Origin of the sequence: Phyllobacterium lublinensis (assembly GCF_020164435.1) — a bacterium.
Taxonomy (GTDB): Bacteria; Pseudomonadota; Alphaproteobacteria; order Rhizobiales; family Rhizobiaceae; genus Phyllobacterium; species Phyllobacterium lublinensis.
The window spans coordinates 70,699-91,399 of the sequence record NZ_JAIUDQ010000011.1; the positions used below are offsets into that span (position 1 = coordinate 70,699).

The following is a 20,701-nucleotide window of genomic DNA, read 5'->3' on the forward strand; positions in this document are numbered from 1 at the left end:
ATGTTTGCGGATATCTTCATCAGCCGCCCCCGCCTTGCAATGGTCATCGCCATCATTATCACGCTGGCCGGCACAATCGCATTGGTGAACATCCCCGTTGCGCAATATCCGAATATTACGCCGCCGACGATCCAGGTGACGGCAAACTACCCCGGAGCGGACGCGCAAACGCTTGCAGATACGGTCGCAACGCCAATCGAACAGCAGGTCAATGGTGTCGAAGGCATGATCTACATGGCTTCGAACACGAGTTCGAGCGGTGTCTATACCCTGACCGTTACATTTGCCGTCGGTACCAACAGCGATATCGCCCAGGTAAACGTCCAGAACCGTGTCGCACTGGCGACTCCTCAGCTTCCAGATGCGGTAACGAGGTTGGGCGTCAGCGTGAAGGCGCAGCAACCGAACTTCCTGCTCATCATCAGCCTGTTTTCACCCAAGGGCAGCCAGGATGGCCTCTTCCTTTCGAACTACGCGCAGATCAATGTGGTGAACCCGCTATCGCGCGTGGCCGGCGTTGGCTCTGCGACCCTGATGGGAGCGCTCAACTATTCCATGCGCATCTGGCTCGACCCTCAGCGCATGGCGGCCCTCGGGATCACGGCTGATGACGTGACCAACGCCATTCAACAGCAGAACGTCCAGGCGGCGGCCGGCCTGATCGGAGCGCCGCCGATACCCGATGACCAGGTCCTGCAATACTCAATTACCGCACTTGGCCGACTGGACAGTCCCGACCAATTCAAGAACATCATCGTGCGCACCGGAGCGGGAGGCGCGATAGTCCGCATCAGCGATATCGGCCGCGTCGAACTTGGCGCGCAAACATACAACTCGGTCAGCCAGCTGAATGGTAGCCCGTCCGCCACGATCGCAATTTACCAATCCCCAGGCTCAAACGCCCTGGGGGTAGCTGACGCGGTTCGCGCCCAGCTTGAAGTACTCAAGAACCGCTTTCCGGCGGATGTCGCATACGAAGTCATCTACGATTCCACGGATTTCGTGAAAGCAACCGTTCATGAAATCATCCTCACACTTGTCATCACTGGTGTGATCGTTCTCATCGTTGTGTTCGTTTTCCTGCAGGACTGGCGGGCAACACTCATCCCTGCCCTGACGATCCCCGTATCACTGATCGGTGTCTTTGCCATTCTGCTCGCGCTCGGCTTCTCGGCAAATACAGTGACCCTGTTTGCGCTGATTCTCGCGATCGGCCTTGTGGTCGATGATGCCATCGTCGTCGTCGAGAACGTCCAGCGCGTGATGGAAGAGCATCCGGACATGTCACCCCCAGACGCCACACGTGTGGCAATGCGACAAGTGACCGGGCCTATCGTCTCGACCACACTCGTCTTGATTGCAGTCTTTCTGCCCGTCGCATTCCTTCCAGGCATCACTGGACAGCTATATCGACAGTTTGCCGTGACGATTACGGCGGCAGTGACGATTTCAGCGTTGAATGCGCTAACGCTCAGCCCGGCTTTGTGTGCCACGATTTTGCATCGTCCGCGACCAGCGCGCGGTCCGTTCCGCTGGTTCAATCTCGGGCTTGATAGCACGAGGAATGGCTATTCGCGCATCACTGGATTTCTGGCGCGACGTTCCCTCGTGGCCGGGCTGATTGTTGTGCTTATTGGTGGTGGAGCATATTGGTTGCTTTCGCGCACACCCACAGCCTTCATCCCGAACGAAGACCAGGGCGTTCTGTTCGTCAACGTCCAACTTCCCGATGCCGCCGCGCTTCCAAGGACGCAGGCAGTTCTCGACGAGGTCGGTAGTATTGCTCTCAAGACTGACGGCGTTGCCAACGTGGTCACAGTCTCGGGCTACAGCATTCTTTCAGGTGCGTCCCAACCTAACACGGGACTGGTTCTGGTCGTGATGAAACCCTGGGACCAACGCAAGACACCGGAGACCGGCTTGCGCGGAATTTATAACAGCCTCAACCGGGCATTCGTCCAGCTGGGTTCTGCAAATATCATCGCCTTCCCGCCGCCAGCAATTCCAGGCATCGGCAATGCGGAAGGCTTTGATTTCAGGCTCGAAGCGCTCGGCGGACAGTCGCCCGAGGAACTGGCTCAGGTGATGCGCTCATTCATTGTGGCCGCGAACGGAAACCCGGCAATCGGAAATGCCTATTCGACATTTTCAGCCGAAGTGCCAGGCGTGTTTCTCGACATCGATCGGGACAGCGCACAGCGTTTGAATACCCCCGTTTCAACCATTTTCAGCACGCTGCAGACTCAACTTGGCTCCAGCTACGTCAATAATTTCAACATTGTCGGCCAGGTCTACCAGGTGAACGTCGCTGCCGACTACCAGTACCGGCGAACGCCGGACAACATCCTGAACCTTTTCGTTCGCAGCACGACCGGGGCGATGGTGCCCGTGCGGGCCCTTGCTACCATCAGCACGCGGCTCGAACCAACGTTGCTGACCAGATACAACCAGTTTACTGCCGCGACGATCAATGGCACACCAGCGGCCGGAGCATCCTCGGGTCAGGCAATGCAGGCCCTTACGGATGTGGCGAAAACGGCGCTTCCGGAGGGCTACGCCTTCGAGTGGTCTGGACTGTCCTATCAGGAAGCGCTGGCAAGCACCCAAACGGTCGTCGTCTTTGCGCTCGCCATTATATTCGGTTACCTGTTTCTCGTTGGCCAATATGAAAGCTGGACTATTCCATTTGCGGTTATCGCGTCGGTGGTCGTGGCTATTCTGGGGGCAATCCTCGGCATTAGGGCGGTCGGAATGGGTCTCAATATCTACGCCCAGATCGGCCTCGTGCTTCTGATCGGACTGGCCGCAAAGAATGCAATTCTGATCGTTGAGTTCTCCAAGGAAAGCCATGAGTCTGGCAAAAGCCTCATTGATGCAGCCATCGAAGGTGGCCATATGCGCTTTCGCGCCGTGCTCATGACCGCTATTGCCTTCATTCTCGGGTCAGTCCCGCTCGTCATTGCAAGTGGTGCCGGTGCCGCCAGCCGCATATCGATCGGCGCGACTGTCGTTGCGGGAATGCTTGCGGCAACGGTCGTCGGTATCCTCGTTATCCCGGGATTGTACGTGCTTTTCGGCTATATCGGTGAACGTTTCTCCGCCATCGGACGCCGTCGGCGGGCAACGGTCGCCGCCAGTCACGAACCGCCCCAAGCCTGACCCAGCTCGGCGCCGTCCACGTTCGGCCGATAGTCTGCGTGCCGGGGTGCCGAGCGCGTGGTCTCACCCCAGTAAAATGATTTGCCAGTCAGGCCGCCATGGTGGACATAATAAAGCCGACGGCAATGACGGAGACTGCGATGGACGGCACGGATACAAGTCAAGTCGAGATGGTGGTGCTGATGACACCCGATATGGCCAATTTCAGCGGCAAGGTTCACGGCGGCGCTCTGCTCAATCTCCTGGACCGCGTTGCTTTCTCCTGCGCCTCACGGTTCTCGAAGCAGTATGCCGTTACCTTGTCCGTGGATCAGGTGGTATTCCGCCAGCCAATCCTGGTCGGTGAGCTGGTGACATTCCGTGCATCCATCAATTATGCGGGTCGTACGTCCATGGAAGTCGGAATAAGGGTGGAGGCCGAGAATATCCGCAGTGGCGAAAGGCGCCACACAAATTCCTGCTATTTCACCATGGTGGCGGTGGATGATGACGGCCGGCCCACGGAAGTGCCGTCATATCATCCAACGACCGAGGTCGCTCAAAAACGGTTGCGTGCCGCTGAAGTCAGGCGCAGCTTGCGCCGGGAATTTGAGAAGCGTTTCCGGGCCGCCGGGTCAAGCTCACCCGACTGATCGCGGAAGGGATATACGTACCGGTGAGAGTGTCCGATTCGACACAGTCTAATCAGAGGTTGTGCATATCCCGAAATTCAAGCAATCTACAAGGCTTGGCCGTCGGCCACTTGGATGCTACCATTAACGCTAATTGTTTCAAACATTGTCTGAGCAAACCGAATGAACAATGCAAAAATGACCCGCCGGGCACTCGTGCTGGGGAGCCTGGGACTGGCGGCTGCAGGATGCACGCCTGTCGTGCGTGAGGCCTTCGAACCGGTAACCACTGCCTTCAATGGAGAACCAGGCATTGCCCCGCGCTTGCGGCGGCAGCGCGTGGCCTATAGCTCGAGCGAGCCGCCTGGGACGATCGTCGTCAATACGTATGAACGATATCTTTACGCCGTCGAATCCGATGGCATGGCGACACGCTACGGTATCGCTGTGGGCGAAGAGGGTCTCACGCTCAAAGGCAGAGCAACAATCGGGCGCAAGGAAGAGTGGCCATCGTGGACGCCAACTGCAAGCATGATGAAGCGCAAGCCTCGCCTGCTGCAATATGCCGGTGGTGTCCCCGGGGGTCCAGATAACCCGCTTGGGGCAGCAGCCCTGTATCTCTATCGCGGCGGTCAGGACACGATGTTCCGGTTGCACGGCACCAACGAGCCGTGGTCGATTGGTCGAGCTGTGTCGAACGGCTGCATTCGCCTGACGAATCAGGATGCTGTCGACCTCTACGAGCGCACACCCCTGGGATCCCCCGTCGTGATCATCTGATGACGACTGCATAGCGCTTTATGCTTGCCGGCTTCGGATTTCCGATCGTGCCAACCCATTGCGTTGTCGACACAATACAGGGTTGTGGCAAATCGGACACAAGTGGTGCCTTTCCCTTACCGGGCTCTAGCCATCACTACCATTTATGGTACTCTTCCTCCTGTAGCCTACTCGCCGTTGAGGAGAAAGGATTTTCAGATGAGCAGAGTACTGATCGCCTTAGTTGCCGTGTTAGCAGTTGGCAGCCTAAGCGCCTGTGAGTCCATTGGGAAGGGGAAAGGGAAGGCTCCGCCACCCGTAGAGGAACCGGCACCAGCGCCAGTTTATAAGTAAGAACTTCACTCGGTGGGGGGAGTCACCTTTTGGTGCTTCCCCCACCAACATCTGATCTGGACTAGGCTGTCTTCACAACAAGCTTGTGGCAGCCCCGGTTCTTGAGTGTGGGCATGGTTGACTTCACGTCTGCGCTCTTCGGAGTTCGGGAACAAGATGACGCATCCAAATATCCGCCTTTTAGTCATGGTACTTTTCACTCTTTTGACAGCGGTCTGTCAGACGAGTGCCAAATCGGGACCCGGTGCTGGTGACGGCGCGGCTCCAGTCAAGACAACCGCAGCGACGACGCGAAGTAACGTCGCCGCCAAAACACCCAAACGCGAAGCCGGTCGCTATTTCATCGAGTTTCGCTCACGCTATGCGCTTACCTATGGCCACACCTATGTCGTGTTTGGCCGCATGAACAATGCCGGTCAGATGATCGATCCGGAAGTTGCCGGCCTTGCACCCGCCACGACCAGTGTTGTGCCGTATGTTCTGGGCCACTATATTCCGGTACCCTCGGAAACAGGGTGGACCGACGGCGATCTTGAAGATCGTTACAGATCGGCCAGCTGGCGCGTTACGCTGAACCAGTCGCAATACAACAAAGTCGTTGCATATATCCGTAAGCTGAAAGCCAGCTCTCCTGTCTGGCATGCAGTACTTTACAATTGCAATGCCTTTGTGGGGGATATTGCGAAGTCGATGGGGTACAAGGTTCCCAACCCTTTGCTCCGTCCGCAACAGTATATAACCAAGCTTCGCGAGATGAATGGAGGCGTCGGGTATACCGGCCCTCCAGGCTAAGTTCCCAATCCGGCCGCCCGCCCAGCTGCCGAGTTGGGCGTGCGGCCCGTCACAATTGCCGAACGGCCGTGTGGTGACATGTGCACATCACTGGTATTCAGGCTCAAGTGATCCCGGGCGTTTGTCGCCTGGATTTTTTTTGTTCCCTTCGCACTTGAGCGGAGCGCATATGCGTGATCGGGAGATCACCCCCATTGACAGCTTTGCAGTGGCAGCCATGCCTCGGCCTTAAAGGTCGGTACGGAGTTTCCCGCCTTGGCCATCTGGATACAATACCGGATATCGCACAAGGCACTTGGTGCGGCGGGTGTAGCAAAGCGCTCAAGCAATCCTTATGGGGACGAACCACGCAGGTTTATCATCAGTTTTAGGGATCGGTCACGGCGCGGCGGTAAAGTCCGCGCCGTAACCATCTGGATCAGGCGGCCACCGAAACCTCACTCTCGGTAGGAACCGAAGCGATCGTCTTCAGGATTTGGGACGCGATCTGATAAGGGTCGCCCTGCGAATTCGGACGGCGATCTTCCAGGTAACCTCTGTAACCATTGTTCACGAAGCTATGTGGAACGCGGATCGATGCGCCGCGGTCGGCAATACCATAGCTGAATGTATGGATGGATTGGGTTTCATGCTTGCCGGTGAGGCGCATGTGATTGTCCGGCCCGTAAACGGCGATATGGTCTGCCCTTGCTACTTCAAAAGCATGCATGAGTGCCTCGAAGTACTCCTTGCCGCCAACATCGCGCATGAACGCGGTCGAGAAGTTGGCATGCATGCCAGAGCCGTTCCAGTCCGTATCACCGAGAGGCTTGCAATGATACTCGACGTCAATGCCGTATTTTTCGGTCAGGCGCTGCATCAGGTAGCGAGCCAGCCAGATCTCATCGGCTGCCTTCTTGGAGCCCTTGCCGAAAATCTGAAACTCCCACTGGCCCTTTGCGACTTCCGCATTGATACCTTCGTGGTTCAGACCGGCGGCGAGGCAGATATCCAGATGCTCCTCGACGATCTTGCGCGCTACGTCGCCGACATTGCTATAGCCTACGCCAGTGTAATATGGGCCCTGGGGAGCGGGGTAACCAGCATCAGGGAAGCCGAGCGGGCGGCCATTCTTGTAGAAGAAATACTCCTGCTCAAAGCCGAACCATGCCCCCTCGTCATCAAGGATTGTGGCACGGGTATTCGACGGGTGCGGCGTCTTGCCATCCGGCATCATGACTTCGCACATTACAAGCACGCCATTTTTGCGTTCACTGTCGGGATAAACGGCAACAGGCTTCAGAACACAATCCGAGCTTCTGCCCTCGGCCTGCATGGTGGAGCTTCCGTCAAATCCCCACAGGGGAAGTTGCTCAAGCGTAGGAAAACTATCGAATTCTTTAACCTGGGTTTTCCCGCGAAGATTCGGCACTGGAGTGTAGCCATCAAGCCAAATGTACTCGAGCTTGTATTTTGTCATTTCAAACCTTCCATCATTGTTGGTGCGAGGCGCTAGGTTTCCCCACCGCTAATTGGGTTTCGCCAGTGGCGGACAATCTGGAACAAGCATATTTCGTGCCAATTGCCTTGATGGCGGGGAAATTACCTTAGTCGCGTCCAAAATGGCGGGTTTGATCGTAGCCGATACTTCACCGGTCTGTTAGCGGGTCCTGCGTAGCGTATCGCCGGTGATTAAATTGTCGGCACACTGAATTTTTCTTGGGCAGTCAGAATGCGTCCATCCGAGCACCCTACCCCCGGAGGTTCAGCCGGCCAGCGAACCCTTCAACACGCCCGGCCGTTTTGTAGCAGGAAGCGCGCCAGCGGGCTTGTCTGCATGCGCGAGATCCTTGATGATTGGGCAATCCGGCCTACCATCGCCGTGGCAGTGCATGGCAAGGTGTCGCAACGTATTCGCCATCTCTTCGAGCTGGCGCATTTTTGCCTCGAGCTCCTCCACGTGTTCGAGCGCTATGCGCTTGACATCCGACGAAGCACGACTGCGGTCGCGCCACAGGGCAAGTAGCTGGCGTATCTGTTCAACCGAAAATCCCAGGTCACGTCCCCTCCGGATAAAGCGCAGCGTTTCCAAATCGTTGCCCGAATAGATGCGGTAACCGGCATCACTGCGTTCCGCAGATTTGATCAAGCCGATTATCTCGTAGTGGCGGATCATCTTTGCGGAAACACCCGATGCCGCCGCTGCCTGGCCAATATTCATGGGACCTCCTGCTGTCTGGCGCAATAAACCAAGCTTAGGTTTCATATAGGTTGTCCAAATTCTCTAACCAACCTGGTCGCGCACACCTAAGCTTTCTGCTTCGCTGCCTCCGGCACAATACTGGCGGCGGCGTTGTCCCGCTGATCCGCGAGCGGTATGCGAAAGCGCTTCAGACGCAACGCATTCGTCAGGACGAACACGCTTGAAAGCGCCATGGCACCAGCTGCGAGTACGGGTGACAACAGCATGCCGTTTACTGGGTAGAGGGCGCCCGCGGCCACTGGTATGAGCGCCGCATTATAGGCAAATGCCCAAAAAAGGTTCTGGGAGATATTGCGGATCGTCGCCTTCGACAGGGCTATGGCGTTGACGACGCCACGCAGATCGCCCGATATCAGGACGACGTCTGCGCTTTCGATCGCGACGTCCGTGCCCGTGCCAATGGCAATACCCACATCCGCGGCGGCAAGCGCCGGCGCGTCGTTGATGCCGTCGCCGACAAATGCAACCCGTTTACCGTCCTTTGCCAGTCGCTTGACCGCTGTAACCTTCCCCTCTGGCAACACCTCAGCCACAACCTCATCGATACGGAGGCGCTGGGCGATGGCTTCCGCCGTGCGGCGATTGTCACCTGTGATCATCGCAACTCTTACGCCAAGCGCATGCAGGGCAGCGATGGCAGCAGGTGTCGTTGGTTTGACCGGATCAGTAACCGTAATGACTGCGCCCACCCTGCCATCGATGGCAGCATAGAGCGGTGTCTGACCCTCAAGGGCAAGGCGTTCCGCGTCGTTGGCAAATCCGGCCGCGCTATAGCCGAGCCTGGTCATGAACCGGTCTGCGCCCACCTCAACCTTGCGGCCCCCAATAACCGCGGCAACGCCAAAACCGGGTGTTGATTCAAAGTCTTCGGCCAGAACAAGCGGGAGGTTTTCCCGCTTTGCAGAGTCGACTATCGCCTCTGCAATCGGATGCTCGGAACGGGCCTCTAGAGACGCGATGAGACCTAATGCCTCGCCCCGGTCGAAACCTTCAGCCACCCTGAAATGAGCGAGCGTGGGCTTGCCCAATGTCAACGTGCCAGTTTTATCGACGGCAACCACCTCAACGTTGCGCAAAGTCTGCAAGGCATCACCGCGCCGGAAGAGCACACCCATTTCGGCCGCCCGGCCCGTGCCCACCATGATCGAGGTCGGCGTCGCAAGTCCCATTGCACATGGGCAGGCTATGATGAGGACAGCGACGGCATTGACCAGCGCAAAGCTCAGGGCAGGCTCAGGACCGAAAACCAGCCACACCACGAATGTCGCGGCAGCCGCCAGCATGACTGCGGGCACGAACCAGCTTGTTACCCTGTCCACCATGGCCTGGATCGGCAGTTTGTCCGCCTGGGCTTCCTCGACCATGCGAATGATCTGGGCAATCAGTGTTTCACTGCCCACTTTGGTCGCCCGAAAAGTAAAGGAGCCGTTTTTGTTGACCGTACCACCAACCACTTCAGAACCGGGATGCTTCGCGACCGGGACAGGCTCACCGGTGATCATGGACTCGTCCACATAGGAAGATCCTTCGATGAGGACACCATCAACGGGCACTTTCTCGCCCGGGCGAACGAGGATCACGTCGCCGGTCAGGACCGCCTGCAGTGCGACGTCGATGGTCTCGCCATGACGCAGGACGCGTGCTGATTTGGCCTGAAGTCCGACCAGTCGCGAGATCGCTTCACCCGTACGCCCTTTTGCCCTTGCCTCAAGATAACGCCCGAGAAGAATCAGGGTCACGATCACCGCTGCCGCCTCGTAATAGACATTGGCGGTGCCGCCCGGCAGCATCTGGGGGGCAAAAGTCGATACGACCGAGAAGCCCCAAGCCGCCAACGTGCCAAGCACCACGAGCGAATTCATATCCGGTGCCAGTCGCGCCAGTGCAGGTATGCCTTTCTTGAAGAACATGAGGCCTGGACCGAACAGCACCAGCGTGGTGAGTATGAACTGCAGATACCGGCTCTCCTGCATGCCGATTTCTTCCATGACAAACATGTGGATGGCTGGCACGAGATGCGATCCCATCTCGAGTGCAAAAACCGGTATCGTAAGCAGCGCCGCTATGGCGAGGTTCGTTTTCAGGCTGCGTGCTTCAGTCTCGCGTCGGTCGGCAACACCATCCACTGTCCTTTCGGGTGCGACCTCATTCGCCGTATACCCTGCGGCCCTGACAGCCTCTGCCAGGCGGGATGCGCTTGAACTGCCGTCGGCAACCCGGATAGTCGCACGCTCCGTCGCCAGATTGACGCTGGCGCTGGTGACACCAGGTACGGCCTTTAGCGCCTTCTCCACTTTGCCGACGCAGGAAGCACAGTTCATGCCCTCGACGTCGAGTTCTATGGTCTTTTCACCGACTTTGTACCCCGCGTTCCGAATCGCATCGACAACGGCCGGCATGTCCGGCTCGCCGGAGAAGGCGATGTCGGCTCGTTCGGTTGCCAGATTGACCGAGGCTCTGACAACGCCGGGAACCTTGCCAATAGCCTTCTCGACACGGGCCACGCATGACGCGCACGTCATGCCTTCAACTTCAATCTGATGGCTGGCTCGAACCGGCACGCCTGACATGTTCATGGGAGGACCTCTTTTATTCTACGGTCCTAAGATAGGGCTTCCCATCGTGGTAAGGTCAAGTCCCCAAGACTAACCGTTCCCCCATTCCTGGCGGGCGATCAGAGTCGCTTCGACCCGGTTGCGAACGCCGAGCTTGGCCATGGCTTTTGTCATGTGATATTTGACGGTTTTTTCGAGGACACCGAGAATTTCGCCCACCTCCCGGTTGCTCAAGCCGTTCGACACAAGCCGCAGCGTGCGTTCCTCCTGTCGGGAAAGCGATGCGAGTGCGCTTGCCTTTGAAGGCTTCTGCAAGTGGGAGAGGACACGCAGTGCGAGGTTCGGCGATATGAAAGACTCGCCTGCCGCAACGCTTTTGACTGCGGAAACAAGGTCCAATGCTCCGATACCCTTGAGCAGATAGCCCACGGCTCCGGCTTCAATGGCACGGATGATATCGTTGTCGGCTTCGGAAACCGTAAGCATGACGATCTTTGACGGCACCTGCATCTTTGTGATTTTCTCTGCCGTTTCTATGCCGTTTCCCGGCATCGAAATATCCAGAAGTGCAATGTCTGGAGAATGAGCGGATACGAGCTGCAAAGCATCCTCCCCCGACTCGCCCTCCCCGACGACCGCAATGGCTTTATCGGCTTTGAGGGCCTGGATCACGCCTGTCCTGAATAGTGAGTGGTCATCGACCACAATGACTCGAATTTGGTCAGCCATCGTACCCCGTTCCCATAATGAATACGCTCATTTCAATTCTGGTCTTCGCACCTGGTTCCCGATGAATTGAGAATGTCCCGCCAAGACTTTCCACACGGTCACGCAAGCCAGCCAGACCCATGCCCGCTTCCGAACTGGCTTGCATGTCTGGATCACTGCATCCGTTGTCTTCGACCACCACCACAAGTTGTGAGTTCTCGAAGTTGCATTTCACTTGCTGGCCCTCGCCACCGGCATGCCGGAATGCATTGTTCAGCCCTTCTTGGACAAACCGGTACACGCATATTTTGATTGCGTGGGAAAAGGGCTGCGCGATGACAGGGCAGTCGACACGAACCGACGTGTTCGTCCTCCGTTCGTGAATGAAAGCGACCCGCCGGATCACATCTTGCAGTTGCAAGTTTTCGATCTCGGGAAGCATCAGGCCCCTCGATATGGAGCGGATGTCGTCCAGGGCATCTGCAAGTGCCGAGGCCGTCATTTGCAGCTCAGCCGTGCGTATTGCCGCTGTGGCCGCGCGCCTAACCTGATCGACCTTTAGTGCCGCAAAACTGATCAGCTGGGCCGGTCCATCGTGCAGATCGGCACCTATGCTGCGAAGGAAGCGTTCGTTCAGCTCGGTGACACGACTCGAAGCCTGCTGGACCTTTTGGCCCAGTTGCCGGTTCTGGCGGGAGACATCCTCTATCTGATCGAGCCGTTCCCGCAGGTCGGCCTTCTGCGCCTCGATGACCTTGTTGCCGCGGTAGACGATACCGAACAGGCCAAGCATGATAAGCGCGGTGGATCCGATGATTGCGAGCCAGGTCTGTCGCTGGACGCTTCCAAGCTCTTGCTCCAGCAGCCCGAGAACCTCATGGATTTCTGCGACCGCAATTATTCGTCCGGACAGATGCTCCCTGATCGGCACATAAATCTCTAGATAGGTCTTGCTGAAATCGCGGATTGCATGTTCGGCTGCAGACAGGTCCGCATATCGTGCAGAAACGTCGCCGGCCAGCGCCGCAAGAACGCCTTCAGGAGGCGCAAACTTCCTGCCAATGAGGTCGGCGGATTTCGAATACACGACCAGACCATCGGCTCTCCAGATTTCGAGGTGTGGAAACCGGCTGCTGAACGCTTCCTCGCCAAGCAGACTGTCCAACTGGTTTACCTTGTCGGCGGGCAAGGCATCGTCCTTGGCCAGATCTTGGACAACAGGGCTAACAAGACTATTGAGAAACAGCGCGGTCGATGATGCCGTATTCTCAATGGTTACTTTGGAAACGACATTGGAGATAAGGACACCTGCCATAGCCATGGCCACGAGCATGAAGAAGCCACCGGTAAATGCAAATTGCTTCAGGAGGCTCCCGTTTGCAAACCATGATTTGGATTTACGAATGCCGCTCCCCCCGTCCAATCCTGGTCCTCTCCCTGCAGAATTCTTGTAGCTTTATCCATACACAAAAGCACATGGCCACCGCTAGGGTCTATGGTCCGCAGCCGGAATGCCATAGGTCCAGTTGAAACCTCGCCGTTGGTCCAGCATGCATCGATCAGGCGTGTTATCATCATTGAGCAGCGTCGCAACTGCTGATACCGTGAGGGTGCCGCCGGTTAAGGCGTCAGCTGTTATGCGGAGGATGTTCAGTATGGCCGTGAACGGTAACAACCAGGTTTCCCTGTTCAAGAAGCTTGGCGGATTGATCGTTATAATATTGGGTTTCCTGATAACTGCCTCGGGTTATCGATACGGATCAACCGAATACCTGACACTGGGTATTGCGCTGATTGGGATTGGTTTGGTTCTTCTCGTGCTCATGATCGTCCGACGGAACCAGAACCGGCAAGTGTGACATAAGCCCGGCACGCGACGCTTCCGAGATTTTGCCTGGCGTTACAGCAGGTCCATAAGTGTGCCGACCACATGGATGGCGATGACATACCACAAAACATAAAGGCAGTAGGTCTGACCATTACCGGTATAGAGTTTCCGAACTGATCCCGCGACGCCAAGCGTCAACTCCGACACGCCGCGCCACAATCCAATTGCGACAGGCCTTACCAGCTTGGAAAGCGCCGGCTGGTAAAACGCGTAAAAAACTGCGACGCCGGTCGTTGGCACCCGCCGATAACCATAGATATAACGCAGCCAGACGATGCCGAAGAGAACCGCTGCAATCGCCACGGTAATCGCCATTACGGGGATCGGGTTCCAATATCCGTAGATCGTTTCCAGTGACATCCCATCCCAGACCAGCGTCGCGGCGAAGGCAGGATCAATTGCTGCTGATATGGGCTCCATGAACGGCTTCGGAAAGAAGGACAGAGCAAGAATGGCTATTATGAGAACGTACTGCGGGAGAAGAAGTGCGAGTGGCGCCTCCCGAACTGTCGCGAATTCGGCCTTTCGCTCGCCAAGAAACACCGTATATGCCAGACGGAACATGTAAAGAAAGCCGACGAAGGTTGCCAGTACGGCGATTGCCGCCAGTCCATACCAGCCCTTTTCCACCATGGCACTGAGCAGCAGCCATTTGCCTCCGAACCCGGCGAGTGGCGGCAGACCGGACATCGAGATCAGTGCGGTCGCGACGGCGGCGAAGGTGAAGGGCATGCTTCGTACCAATCCACCATTTTCATCAAGAAGTCGCGTCCCCGTCCGCAGGATGACCCCTGCAGCGGCAAGAAACAATATGCCCTTTACCATCAGGTGGTTGGCGATGAGATAGAATGCCGTAACCCATCCCAAATGGCTCATGAGCGCAATGGCGGTTACGATATAGCCAAGTTGACTCATGCTTGAATAGGCAAGCATGCGTTTCATATCGGCCTGTTGCAGCGCCATTGCCGCCCCAACTAGTGTCGTCAACAGGCCAATCCAGCCCATGAGATGCGCCATGTCGAGGCCGATCTCGGATCGAATGGCGAGATACGTTACCAAAAACAGGCCGAACATTGCGACCTTGCTGACCACGGCAGACAACAGCGCCGAAAGGTCGTCGTCCGCTTCGGCATAGGCGCCGGGTAGCCAGACATGGACACCGACAGCTCCGGCCTTGATCAGGAAACCGACAGCAAGCATCACGAAGGCTGGCCAGGCATCCTTACCGGCGGCCGCGAATGCAGCAAGGTCAAGCGTTCCATTGGTCGCGGCTGCCATGGCGAAGCCCGCCAGCAGGCAGAACGCCGAGGCTATCGAGAACAGCAGGAATGGCAGCGCATGGTCATGGGCCCTGTGCGCCAGCGCGATCAGGAAATAGGACGAAAGCGTAATCATCTCCCAGGTGAAGAAGAATTCGAGGCTTGTCTTCGCGCGCAGGAGTGCTGCGATTGAAAGCAGGAGCAACGTAATCAGTGGGTAATAACCGGACCTCGGGTCAGTCCGATAGAAGCTCGCGGAGGCGACCACCAGACCACCCGAAAGCAGCAGCACCGCAAACAAGCGGTTGATGCCTTCGACGGGCGAGACAATCCAGATGCCAATCAGCAGAACAAGAACGAGCATGGACAATGACTTGACCCGGCCGGGAAGCCAGTCGAACAGGAAGAGCAGTGCAGCAGCGCCAAGGGGCGCCCATAACCAGAGCGAGGTAGCGCCGGAAAGATCGGCTGCCAGGTAGCCGGAAACAAAGAGAAGCAAGGCACACATTCCGGCCGGAAACATGCGAGCGGGCGAAATTCGAACGGCGACCTGTTCCGGTTCCGCCCGTGTCGCTTGCTTGAACCAACGGAACATGTACGCAATCTCGAACAGCGAGCCCGCAAGAATGACGGCGATCCAGGCATATTGCCCTGCCATTGCGGCGCGCATGACGAGTTCCCATTTGGACCAGAAGCCTGGGAAGGGTGGCAGGCCGGCGATTGCAACGAGAAGGACCGCGAAGATCACCAGGATCAGTGGACGTCCCGCTATAGCAGTCCATCCATCCACCTGCGGACGATTGACGGCGCCCGCCAGAAAGAACAGGCCAGCCTTGGCCAGAAGGTGATTGACGAACAAGCCGCCGACAACGAGCGGCATCGCCGCATCGGCGCCGAGCTGCCTCATCAGCGCAAGGGCGAGGGTCATGAGCCCCATTTGCGCGATGGAGGAATAACCAAGAATCCGTTGAGCATTCGACTGCCGCAGGCCGGCAAGGTTTGAGAACAAAAACGTTGCACCCCCCGAGACGGCAATGAGGGCAAGATAGCTGTCGAATAGTGGAAGCAGCTTGAACAGCGCAAAGAATACGCCCGCTGAAACCGCGCCGGACACGAGTGCAGCAACCCCGCTCGAGGCGGAATCATAGACGTCGAGTCCCCAGCCATTGGCTGGAAATGGCTTGAGCTCAACGATGAGGCAGGACAGCACGAGGAACAACGCCGTCGTTCCGATCGGCCCGGCTATCAGACCGCGGTGGGCAATCATATCATCGATATTGAGCGTTCCGGTCACATGATAGAGCAGGGTCGTTCCGAGCAGGAAGAAGGCGGAGGCGAGCACCGTCGCAAGGATGTACTCGAGGCCGGCCGCGAGCGCCGCCGGGGTACCATCGAAGCCAAGGAGGCCGTAGGTTGCAATCGATACGATTTCGAGGAACACAAAGAGATTGAACAGGTCGCGGGTCATCACCATGCCGTTGACGCCCATCACCAGGAGCAGAAAAAGCAACAGTGCTGCATAGCTCTGGCGCAGCCGGTCCCACATATGCCAGGCCGCCAGCAACGCGACAATGTTGACGCTGAAAGCGCATACACCCTCCCACGGGCCAACGCGAAGATTGATCGAATAGGGTGGCGTGCTGCCGGCCGTGAAACTCTCCAACATCGGCTGCCCATGAAACACGGTCCAAAGACAGGCCCCGGAAACCAGCGCTATACCGCCGAGCGCAAGGACGAACGCCAGGGATGGCAAGGGACTGGCGATGCGATAAAGCAACGGGATGAGAAAACTGCCGCCAAGGCCGAACAAAAAAATGTTCAACGGTTGGACAAGCGCCTCTACCATTTCGAATCCGTAATGGCATCGATATCGAGCGTTTTCTTGGCATCGTACAGCCGTATCGCGAATGACAGCATGATCGCAGTTACGGAAAAGCCGATCACGATCGCAGTGACAACCAAGGCGGACGGGATGGGATCAACTGCGTTCGCAGCGGCGTCGGCCTTTCCCAATGCGGCATCAATAATCGGGGCCGTTCCGCCCGTAACGTAGCCGGTTGCCACCATGACCACGTGGATCCCGGTGTCGATCAGGGAAAACCCGATGATGATGCGCAGAATATTGCGATGGGCGAGAATTCCCCAAATCCCGATCAGGATCAGCAGGAACCCCGTGACGAGCAAGATTTGCGAAACCGGCAGCCCCATCGCTCCACCCCTCCAGCCCGATCAGCTTCGGAAACGGTCGATGACGACGCTGAGTTCCGCCCCGACCTTGATGCCCAGCAGCGCCGAGATCAGCGGTATGGCGCCCGCACTCAACAACGTGCCAAATTTGCCAAGCGGCAGAACATGGCTATCCAGAAAACCGTCGGCGATAATGATGCCCAGTATCCCGATTGAGACGTACAGGACACCGGCAAGGGACTCCGTCACGCTCAGGAAGCCGTGATCCAACTTGCTTGCAGGCATTGCCAATATCAGCAGCATGACGCCGGACGCCACCACTGCGCCACCCTGAAAACCGCCACCGGCCGAAAGATGCCCGTTCATGATGACATAGGCGCCGAACAGGAAAATCAGTGGCAATATGACCTCCGCACCGGTACGGACGAGCTCGCTCGGCCCTTTCCCATCGGTGCTTGACGTCTTTGCCCGCTGCTCTTTTTTACTGCCCAGAAGCACACCAACCGCCGCGGCCACCATGAAGAGCACGGCGACCTCGCCCAGCGTATCGAAGCCGCGATAGGTGATCAGGATGCCGGTGACGACATTCGGCGCGCCCAGTTCGCGCGGAACCTGCGTGAGATAGTATTCCGCAAGGGGGGATCTTGCCTGTCGTTCGCTATATGCCTGGACCAGGCCAAGGAACATTGCTGCAAACATCAGCACGGCAAGAATGGCGCAAACACGTTTCATCCCGCGCCGCCCTCTTCCTTTTGCTCATTCTCCGCGTCGCGCAATGCATCTGTCATGGTTGAATCGGCCATGGGTGTACCGATCGCGTGCGCAGCTCGCGACAGGGCATGGGACGACAAGGGATTGGTCATCAGCACAAAATAGGCAACAACAAGCAGCTTGGCGCTCCAATCGGGATGGTAGAAGCCTAGTCCGAGCAGCACCAGGATATTACCCAGCGTCGACGCCTTGGTGCCGGCCTGGATGCGGGTAAAGGCATCCGGCATGCGCAACAGGCCAAGACCCGCCGAGAATAGAAAGAACGCCCCGGCCAGAATGAGGAGACTGCCAGCCATTTCCATCACGGCTCCCTCCCCCCATCTGTCTTCCGCATCGTATAAAGGAAAATAAGGGTCGCCAGGCCGGAGCCAATCGCCGCCTCCGCCATCGCGACGTCGGGCGCTGCAAGGAGGACGTAGGAAACGGCGGCGAACAGGCTCGACAGCCCGGCACTGATCATCGCCGCCAACAGGTTGCTGAGCCACACCGCCAGGACACCGCTCACCAGGATGCCGATGCAGACCAGGATGACGAGGAGCTCCAGCATCGCCCTACGACCTCCGTTCCAGGAAGCGTGCAATGGCGAGGACGGCCAGGAAGCTGAGTAGTCCGTAAACGAGCGCCACATCGATATAGACGAAACGCCCGGACAAATGGGCATAAAGCGTGATCAGCGAGATTGAGACCACCGTTAGCATGTCAATGGCAACGATCCTGTCGATGACCGTCCTGCCAATGATCAACCGCACCACACCGCACGTAATGCTTAGAAAAATCAATACACCGGCTATCTGCAGGATGATGTCAGCCAAAGACCGCTCCCAGGTGTTTCTCGAATGGCCCGGCAATCATCTCGCTTGCGAGTTCAGGATCGACGGTCTTCACGTCCAGCCAGTGAATGAAGAGCGCATCGTCCTTGATTGCCATGACCAGCGAGCCAGGGGTAAGCGCGATGGAATTGGCAAGCGCCAGCCTACCGATCGGCGATTTGAGGCGGATGTTGATCTTGACTATGCCGGGGTGGATGTCGATGCGCGGCGCATAGACGTACCGCAACATGTTCAGGTTGGCTTTCACCAGCTCAACAAAAAACACGCCCGTATAGACGATGAAGTGGAAGGCGCTTCTCGGTGTCAGCACAACCTGCCACCACGTTCCGCTGCGGCGCATGAAAATCCAGTCGATAACCAGCGCGATCAATGCGCCGCTAATCAGGATGGGTGGAGCAACGCTGGAGTTCAGTATCAGCCAAAGTGAAAACAACAGGAGCCACAGACTGATGGCGCCCAACGGCGAACCCGAAATGTTAAGGTCATCTGCCTGCTGGTTTGATGCCATTGAAGCGACCTTTATAGCAAACCGAAATGATCTATCCGGCTGGCGGAAGCGATCCTTATATAACCGCGACCATTATAAACTAATGTTTTGGAAAAATGCTTTCAATTTATTGCCAAGCCTTTCGTTTTATTTGGTAAAAAGAATAATTCTATTAAGTTTAATGGTATTTGAAGCAAATATTTGGGACTGGATGCCAATCACAGCGGCCTAGTCGAAAGTTAAAGTGCTTGAACGGCCACTTCGGGACGACGTATCTTACTGGCCGCCTGAGCGACGATTCAGCGGGACGATCGAGGCGATCTGGTTTAAATGCCTACCCAAATTCGAAGTGGACATCGCAAGCATGGACGAGAACCCTCCGAAAACTGAACCGGGCAAACCCGGGACGTCCAGTCTCGCAGCTTTCGAGCCGCTGAGCTCAGCGGAAGCCAAAGTCTTTGCGCATCTGAGCACGGGAGACTTCGACAGGCTTGGAGACGGCTTGCGCCCGGAACAAGACAACCCGGAGCGCACTGTTCGCGCGGAGCTGCTGCGCTTTCTCATCCTTGGCAACAATGACTTCCGTTTGCATGAGAAAGGCTTGCGACTCAGCGGTGCGTGGGTAACCGGAATTCTCGACCTTGAAGGCTGTCGGATTCCCCGCGACATAGGCCTGAAGGACTGCCACTTCGAAGCTTCGCCCGTATTGCGTTCGGCCATCATTGACAGCCTGTTTCTGGATGGTTCGGCCATGCCTGGCTTGCAGGCTGATCGGCTCGAAGCGCGCGGGGGGCTGTCCCTGCGCGGTGCGACAATCATCGGGGAAATCCGTCTGGCCGGGGCACGCGCTGGCGGCAACATCGAGCTGGACGGTGCAACGATTGCCTCGCCTGCCAGCATCGTGATCGATGCTGGCGGAATGGAGGTCCGCGGTGCGATCCTGTTGCGCGGCGCGGACGTGCGCGGGGGGATCAATCTTTCGGGCGTCCGGCTTGGCGGCGATCTCAACGCCGTCGGCGCACGCATTGAGCGCAGCGGTGAAGTCGCACTGAACGGAGACGCAATCGTCGCCGGGGGTGACCTTGCCCTGCGAACCGCAACCATCATCGGCGAGGCGTGCCTGCTCGGCGCACGCTTTGGTGGAGACATCGATTGTACTTCTGCGACACTCTCGCAGCCGGGTGGCTACGCGTTGAGGCTTAATAGGGCAACCGTCGATGGCGCCTTCTTCCTTCGCCAGGGCGCATCGGTTGAAGGCGTGCTTGATTTGACCGCCACATCGATCGGAGCGATCGATGATGAAGGGTCAAGCTGGCCGAAGAGAGGCGACCTGTTGCTGAACCGCTGCCAGTATGGCGCGTTCATCGGCGGTCCCGTCGATGCTGCAAGCAGGCTCGATTGGTTGTCGCGCCAGACACCCGAACGCTGGAATGCTGACTTCTGGCCACAACCCTACGAGCAGCTTTCCACGGTGCTGCGGGAAATGGGCCACGACGAGGATGCTCGTGCCGTCCTGATCACCAAGGAACGGCTGCAGCGGCGGGCACGGCGGGCACGCGCCAAAAATCCGGCGCTGCGGCTCGCCCTGGCGGCAACCGACGGTATATTGGCCGTAACGCTTCGTTACGGACGCCAACCACTGCTCGCTCTGCTTTGGCTGATCCTGTTCTGGGTGATCGGCATCGGTGTGTTCGCATTCGCCCATGCAAATGGTGCCATCAAGCCCAACAGCCCGGTCATTCTGCGTTCCCTTGAATGGACCATGTGCGGTATCCAGCAAACCGACAGCCGGTATATGCCTTCCAGTGGGCAGACCTTCGCTGGGCGAGCCGCACCTGGAGAAAACCAGCTCTCCTGTTTCCTCAACCAGCCGGAAGCGGCCAGCTACCCGGAGTTCAATCCGCTCATGTACTCCCTGGATGTCCTGTTGCCCGTGCTATCGATCGGCCAGAAAGAATATTGGAGACCGGATCCCGCCAAACCCCACGGCCAATCCACCCTGAAATACTACTTCTTCCAGTCAGTCGTTGGCTGGGCGCTCAGCCTGCTGGCCGTTGCCGGATTCTCGGGCCTGGTGAAATCGAATTAAATCAGATGCC

Annotated in this window: 19 protein-coding genes; 7 read left to right on the forward strand and 12 right to left on the reverse strand. The window is 57.4% G+C overall.

What is annotated here, in order from left to right; translation table 11 throughout:
* The 5 genes from K9U38_RS14530 to K9U38_RS14550 all read left to right on the forward strand — a co-directional run bounded on the left by K9U38_RS14530 (window position 1) and on the right by K9U38_RS14550 (window position 5,675).
* The gene (locus tag K9U38_RS14530) at window positions 1-3,159 is read left to right on the forward strand and encodes an efflux RND transporter permease subunit (protein WP_224495056.1); all 3,159 of its coding nucleotides are present in this window, start codon (window positions 1-3) and stop codon (window positions 3,157-3,159) included.
* A gap of 140 nt (window positions 3,160-3,299) precedes the next feature.
* Complete coding sequence (locus tag K9U38_RS14535; protein ID WP_224495134.1) at window positions 3,300-3,791, forward strand: acyl-CoA thioesterase; 492 nt, start codon at window positions 3,300-3,302, stop codon at window positions 3,789-3,791.
* A 162-nt stretch (window positions 3,792-3,953) separates the two neighbouring features.
* Window positions 3,954-4,550 (forward strand): L,D-transpeptidase, encoded by a 597-nt coding sequence (locus K9U38_RS14540; protein WP_224495057.1) that lies wholly within the window; start codon window positions 3,954-3,956, stop codon window positions 4,548-4,550.
* Window positions 4,551-4,748: 198 nt separating this feature from the next.
* A complete protein-coding gene (locus K9U38_RS14545) occupies window positions 4,749-4,883 on the forward strand; it encodes an ABC transporter (RefSeq protein WP_224495058.1) in 135 nt (44 codons plus the stop codon).
* Between the two features lie 156 nt (window positions 4,884-5,039).
* On the forward strand, window positions 5,040-5,675 hold the full coding sequence (locus tag K9U38_RS14550) for a hypothetical protein (RefSeq protein WP_224495059.1): 636 nt from the start codon (window positions 5,040-5,042) through the stop codon (window positions 5,673-5,675).
* Window positions 5,676-6,093: 418 nt separating this feature from the next.
* Here K9U38_RS14550 and K9U38_RS14555 read toward each other — a convergent pair whose 3' ends face one another.
* From K9U38_RS14555 to K9U38_RS14575, 5 genes are all read right to left on the reverse strand, one after another.
* The gene (locus K9U38_RS14555) at window positions 6,094-7,134 is read right to left on the reverse strand and encodes a glutamine synthetase beta-grasp domain-containing protein (RefSeq protein ID WP_224495060.1); all 1,041 of its coding nucleotides are present in this window, start codon (window positions 7,132-7,134) and stop codon (window positions 6,094-6,096) included.
* A gap of 285 nt (window positions 7,135-7,419) precedes the next feature.
* Window positions 7,420-7,875 (reverse strand): Cu(I)-responsive transcriptional regulator, encoded by a 456-nt coding sequence (cueR, locus tag K9U38_RS14560; RefSeq protein WP_224495061.1) that lies wholly within the window; start codon window positions 7,873-7,875, stop codon window positions 7,420-7,422.
* 86 nt (window positions 7,876-7,961) lie between these two features.
* A complete protein-coding gene (locus tag K9U38_RS14565) occupies window positions 7,962-10,493 on the reverse strand; it encodes a heavy metal translocating P-type ATPase (protein ID WP_370631945.1) in 2,532 nt (843 codons plus the stop codon).
* A gap of 69 nt (window positions 10,494-10,562) precedes the next feature.
* Window positions 10,563-11,201, reverse strand: coding sequence for a response regulator (locus K9U38_RS14570; protein WP_224495062.1), 639 nt, complete (start codon window positions 11,199-11,201; stop codon window positions 10,563-10,565).
* Window positions 11,194-12,603 carry a sensor histidine kinase gene (locus K9U38_RS14575; RefSeq protein WP_224495063.1) on the reverse strand — a complete coding sequence of 470 codons (1,410 nt, stop codon included), beginning with the start codon at window positions 12,601-12,603 and terminating at the stop codon, window positions 11,194-11,196. The genes K9U38_RS14570 and K9U38_RS14575 overlap by 8 nt, the downstream gene beginning before the upstream one ends.
* A 232-nt stretch (window positions 12,604-12,835) precedes the next feature.
* On the opposite strand from K9U38_RS14575, the gene K9U38_RS14580 reads away from it, so the two are divergent.
* Entirely contained in the window at window positions 12,836-13,039 is a 204-nt protein-coding gene (locus K9U38_RS14580) for a hypothetical protein (protein WP_224495064.1), read from the forward strand.
* 41 nt (window positions 13,040-13,080) lie between these two features.
* Here the strand turns inward: K9U38_RS14580 and K9U38_RS14585 are convergent, their stop codons facing one another.
* The 7 genes from K9U38_RS14585 to K9U38_RS14615 are packed head-to-tail and all read right to left on the reverse strand — an operon-like array spanning window position 13,081 to window position 18,623.
* Window positions 13,081-16,173, reverse strand: coding sequence for a proton-conducting transporter transmembrane domain-containing protein (locus K9U38_RS14585; protein ID WP_224495065.1), 3,093 nt, complete (start codon window positions 16,171-16,173; stop codon window positions 13,081-13,083).
* On the reverse strand, window positions 16,167-16,535 hold the full coding sequence (locus K9U38_RS14590) for a sodium:proton antiporter (RefSeq protein WP_224495066.1): 369 nt from the start codon (window positions 16,533-16,535) through the stop codon (window positions 16,167-16,169). The genes K9U38_RS14585 and K9U38_RS14590 overlap by 7 nt, the downstream gene beginning before the upstream one ends.
* Before the next feature lie 21 nt (window positions 16,536-16,556).
* Complete coding sequence (locus K9U38_RS14595) at window positions 16,557-17,246, reverse strand: Na(+)/H(+) antiporter subunit B (RefSeq protein ID WP_224495067.1); 690 nt, start codon at window positions 17,244-17,246, stop codon at window positions 16,557-16,559.
* Window positions 17,243-17,581 (reverse strand): monovalent cation/H(+) antiporter subunit G, encoded by a 339-nt coding sequence (gene mnhG, locus K9U38_RS14600; protein WP_224495068.1) that lies wholly within the window; start codon window positions 17,579-17,581, stop codon window positions 17,243-17,245. Before mnhG ends, K9U38_RS14595 begins: the two co-directional genes overlap by 4 nt.
* 5 nt (window positions 17,582-17,586) lie before the next feature.
* Entirely contained in the window at window positions 17,587-17,832 is a 246-nt protein-coding gene (locus tag K9U38_RS14605; protein ID WP_224495069.1) for a Na(+)/H(+) antiporter subunit B, read from the reverse strand.
* 4 nt (window positions 17,833-17,836) lie between these two features.
* Window positions 17,837-18,097: an MrpF/PhaF family protein gene (locus K9U38_RS14610; RefSeq protein WP_224495070.1), complete on the reverse strand. Its 261-nt coding sequence runs from the start codon at window positions 18,095-18,097 to the stop codon at window positions 17,837-17,839.
* Window positions 18,090-18,623, reverse strand: coding sequence for a Na+/H+ antiporter subunit E (locus K9U38_RS14615; RefSeq protein WP_224495071.1), 534 nt, complete (start codon window positions 18,621-18,623; stop codon window positions 18,090-18,092). The genes K9U38_RS14610 and K9U38_RS14615 overlap by 8 nt, the downstream gene beginning before the upstream one ends.
* A 343-nt stretch (window positions 18,624-18,966) precedes the next feature.
* Between K9U38_RS14615 and K9U38_RS14620 the strand changes: the two genes are divergently transcribed.
* Window positions 18,967-20,691, forward strand: a complete 1,725-nt coding sequence (locus K9U38_RS14620; RefSeq protein ID WP_224495072.1) for a hypothetical protein — start codon at window positions 18,967-18,969, stop codon at window positions 20,689-20,691.
* Window positions 20,692-20,701 lie beyond the last annotated feature (10 nt).

Coding starts and splice junctions, on each gene's coding strand:
- K9U38_RS14580 (WP_224495064.1), top strand. CDS start 12,836: ATGGCCGTGAACGGTAACAACCAGGTTTCCCTGTTCAAGAAGCTTGGC.
- K9U38_RS14590 (WP_224495066.1), bottom strand. CDS start 16,535: ATGGGGCTGCCGGTTTCGCAAATCTTGCTCGTCACGGGGTTCCTGCTG.
- mnhG (WP_224495068.1), bottom strand. CDS start 17,581: ATGGCTGGCAGTCTCCTCATTCTGGCCGGGGCGTTCTTTCTATTCTCG.
- K9U38_RS14605 (WP_224495069.1), bottom strand. CDS start 17,832: ATGCTGGAGCTCCTCGTCATCCTGGTCTGCATCGGCATCCTGGTGAGC.
- K9U38_RS14530 (WP_224495056.1), top strand. CDS start 1: ATGTTTGCGGATATCTTCATCAGCCGCCCCCGCCTTGCAATGGTCATC.
- K9U38_RS14570 (WP_224495062.1), bottom strand. CDS start 11,201: ATGGCTGACCAAATTCGAGTCATTGTGGTCGATGACCACTCACTATTC.
- K9U38_RS14550 (WP_224495059.1), top strand. CDS start 5,040: ATGACGCATCCAAATATCCGCCTTTTAGTCATGGTACTTTTCACTCTT.
- K9U38_RS14595 (WP_224495067.1), bottom strand. CDS start 17,246: ATGAAACGTGTTTGCGCCATTCTTGCCGTGCTGATGTTTGCAGCAATG.
- K9U38_RS14565 (WP_370631945.1), bottom strand. CDS start 10,493: ATGAACATGTCAGGCGTGCCGGTTCGAGCCAGCCATCAGATTGAAGTT.
- K9U38_RS14540 (WP_224495057.1), top strand. CDS start 3,954: ATGAACAATGCAAAAATGACCCGCCGGGCACTCGTGCTGGGGAGCCTG.
- K9U38_RS14555 (WP_224495060.1), bottom strand. CDS start 7,134: ATGACAAAATACAAGCTCGAGTACATTTGGCTTGATGGCTACACTCCA.
- cueR (WP_224495061.1), bottom strand. CDS start 7,875: ATGAATATTGGCCAGGCAGCGGCGGCATCGGGTGTTTCCGCAAAGATG.
- K9U38_RS14620 (WP_224495072.1), top strand. CDS start 18,967: ATGGACGAGAACCCTCCGAAAACTGAACCGGGCAAACCCGGGACGTCC.
- K9U38_RS14585 (WP_224495065.1), bottom strand. CDS start 16,173: ATGGTAGAGGCGCTTGTCCAACCGTTGAACATTTTTTTGTTCGGCCTT.
- K9U38_RS14545 (WP_224495058.1), top strand. CDS start 4,749: ATGAGCAGAGTACTGATCGCCTTAGTTGCCGTGTTAGCAGTTGGCAGC.
- K9U38_RS14535 (WP_224495134.1), top strand. CDS start 3,300: ATGGACGGCACGGATACAAGTCAAGTCGAGATGGTGGTGCTGATGACA.
- K9U38_RS14615 (WP_224495071.1), bottom strand. CDS start 18,623: ATGGCATCAAACCAGCAGGCAGATGACCTTAACATTTCGGGTTCGCCG.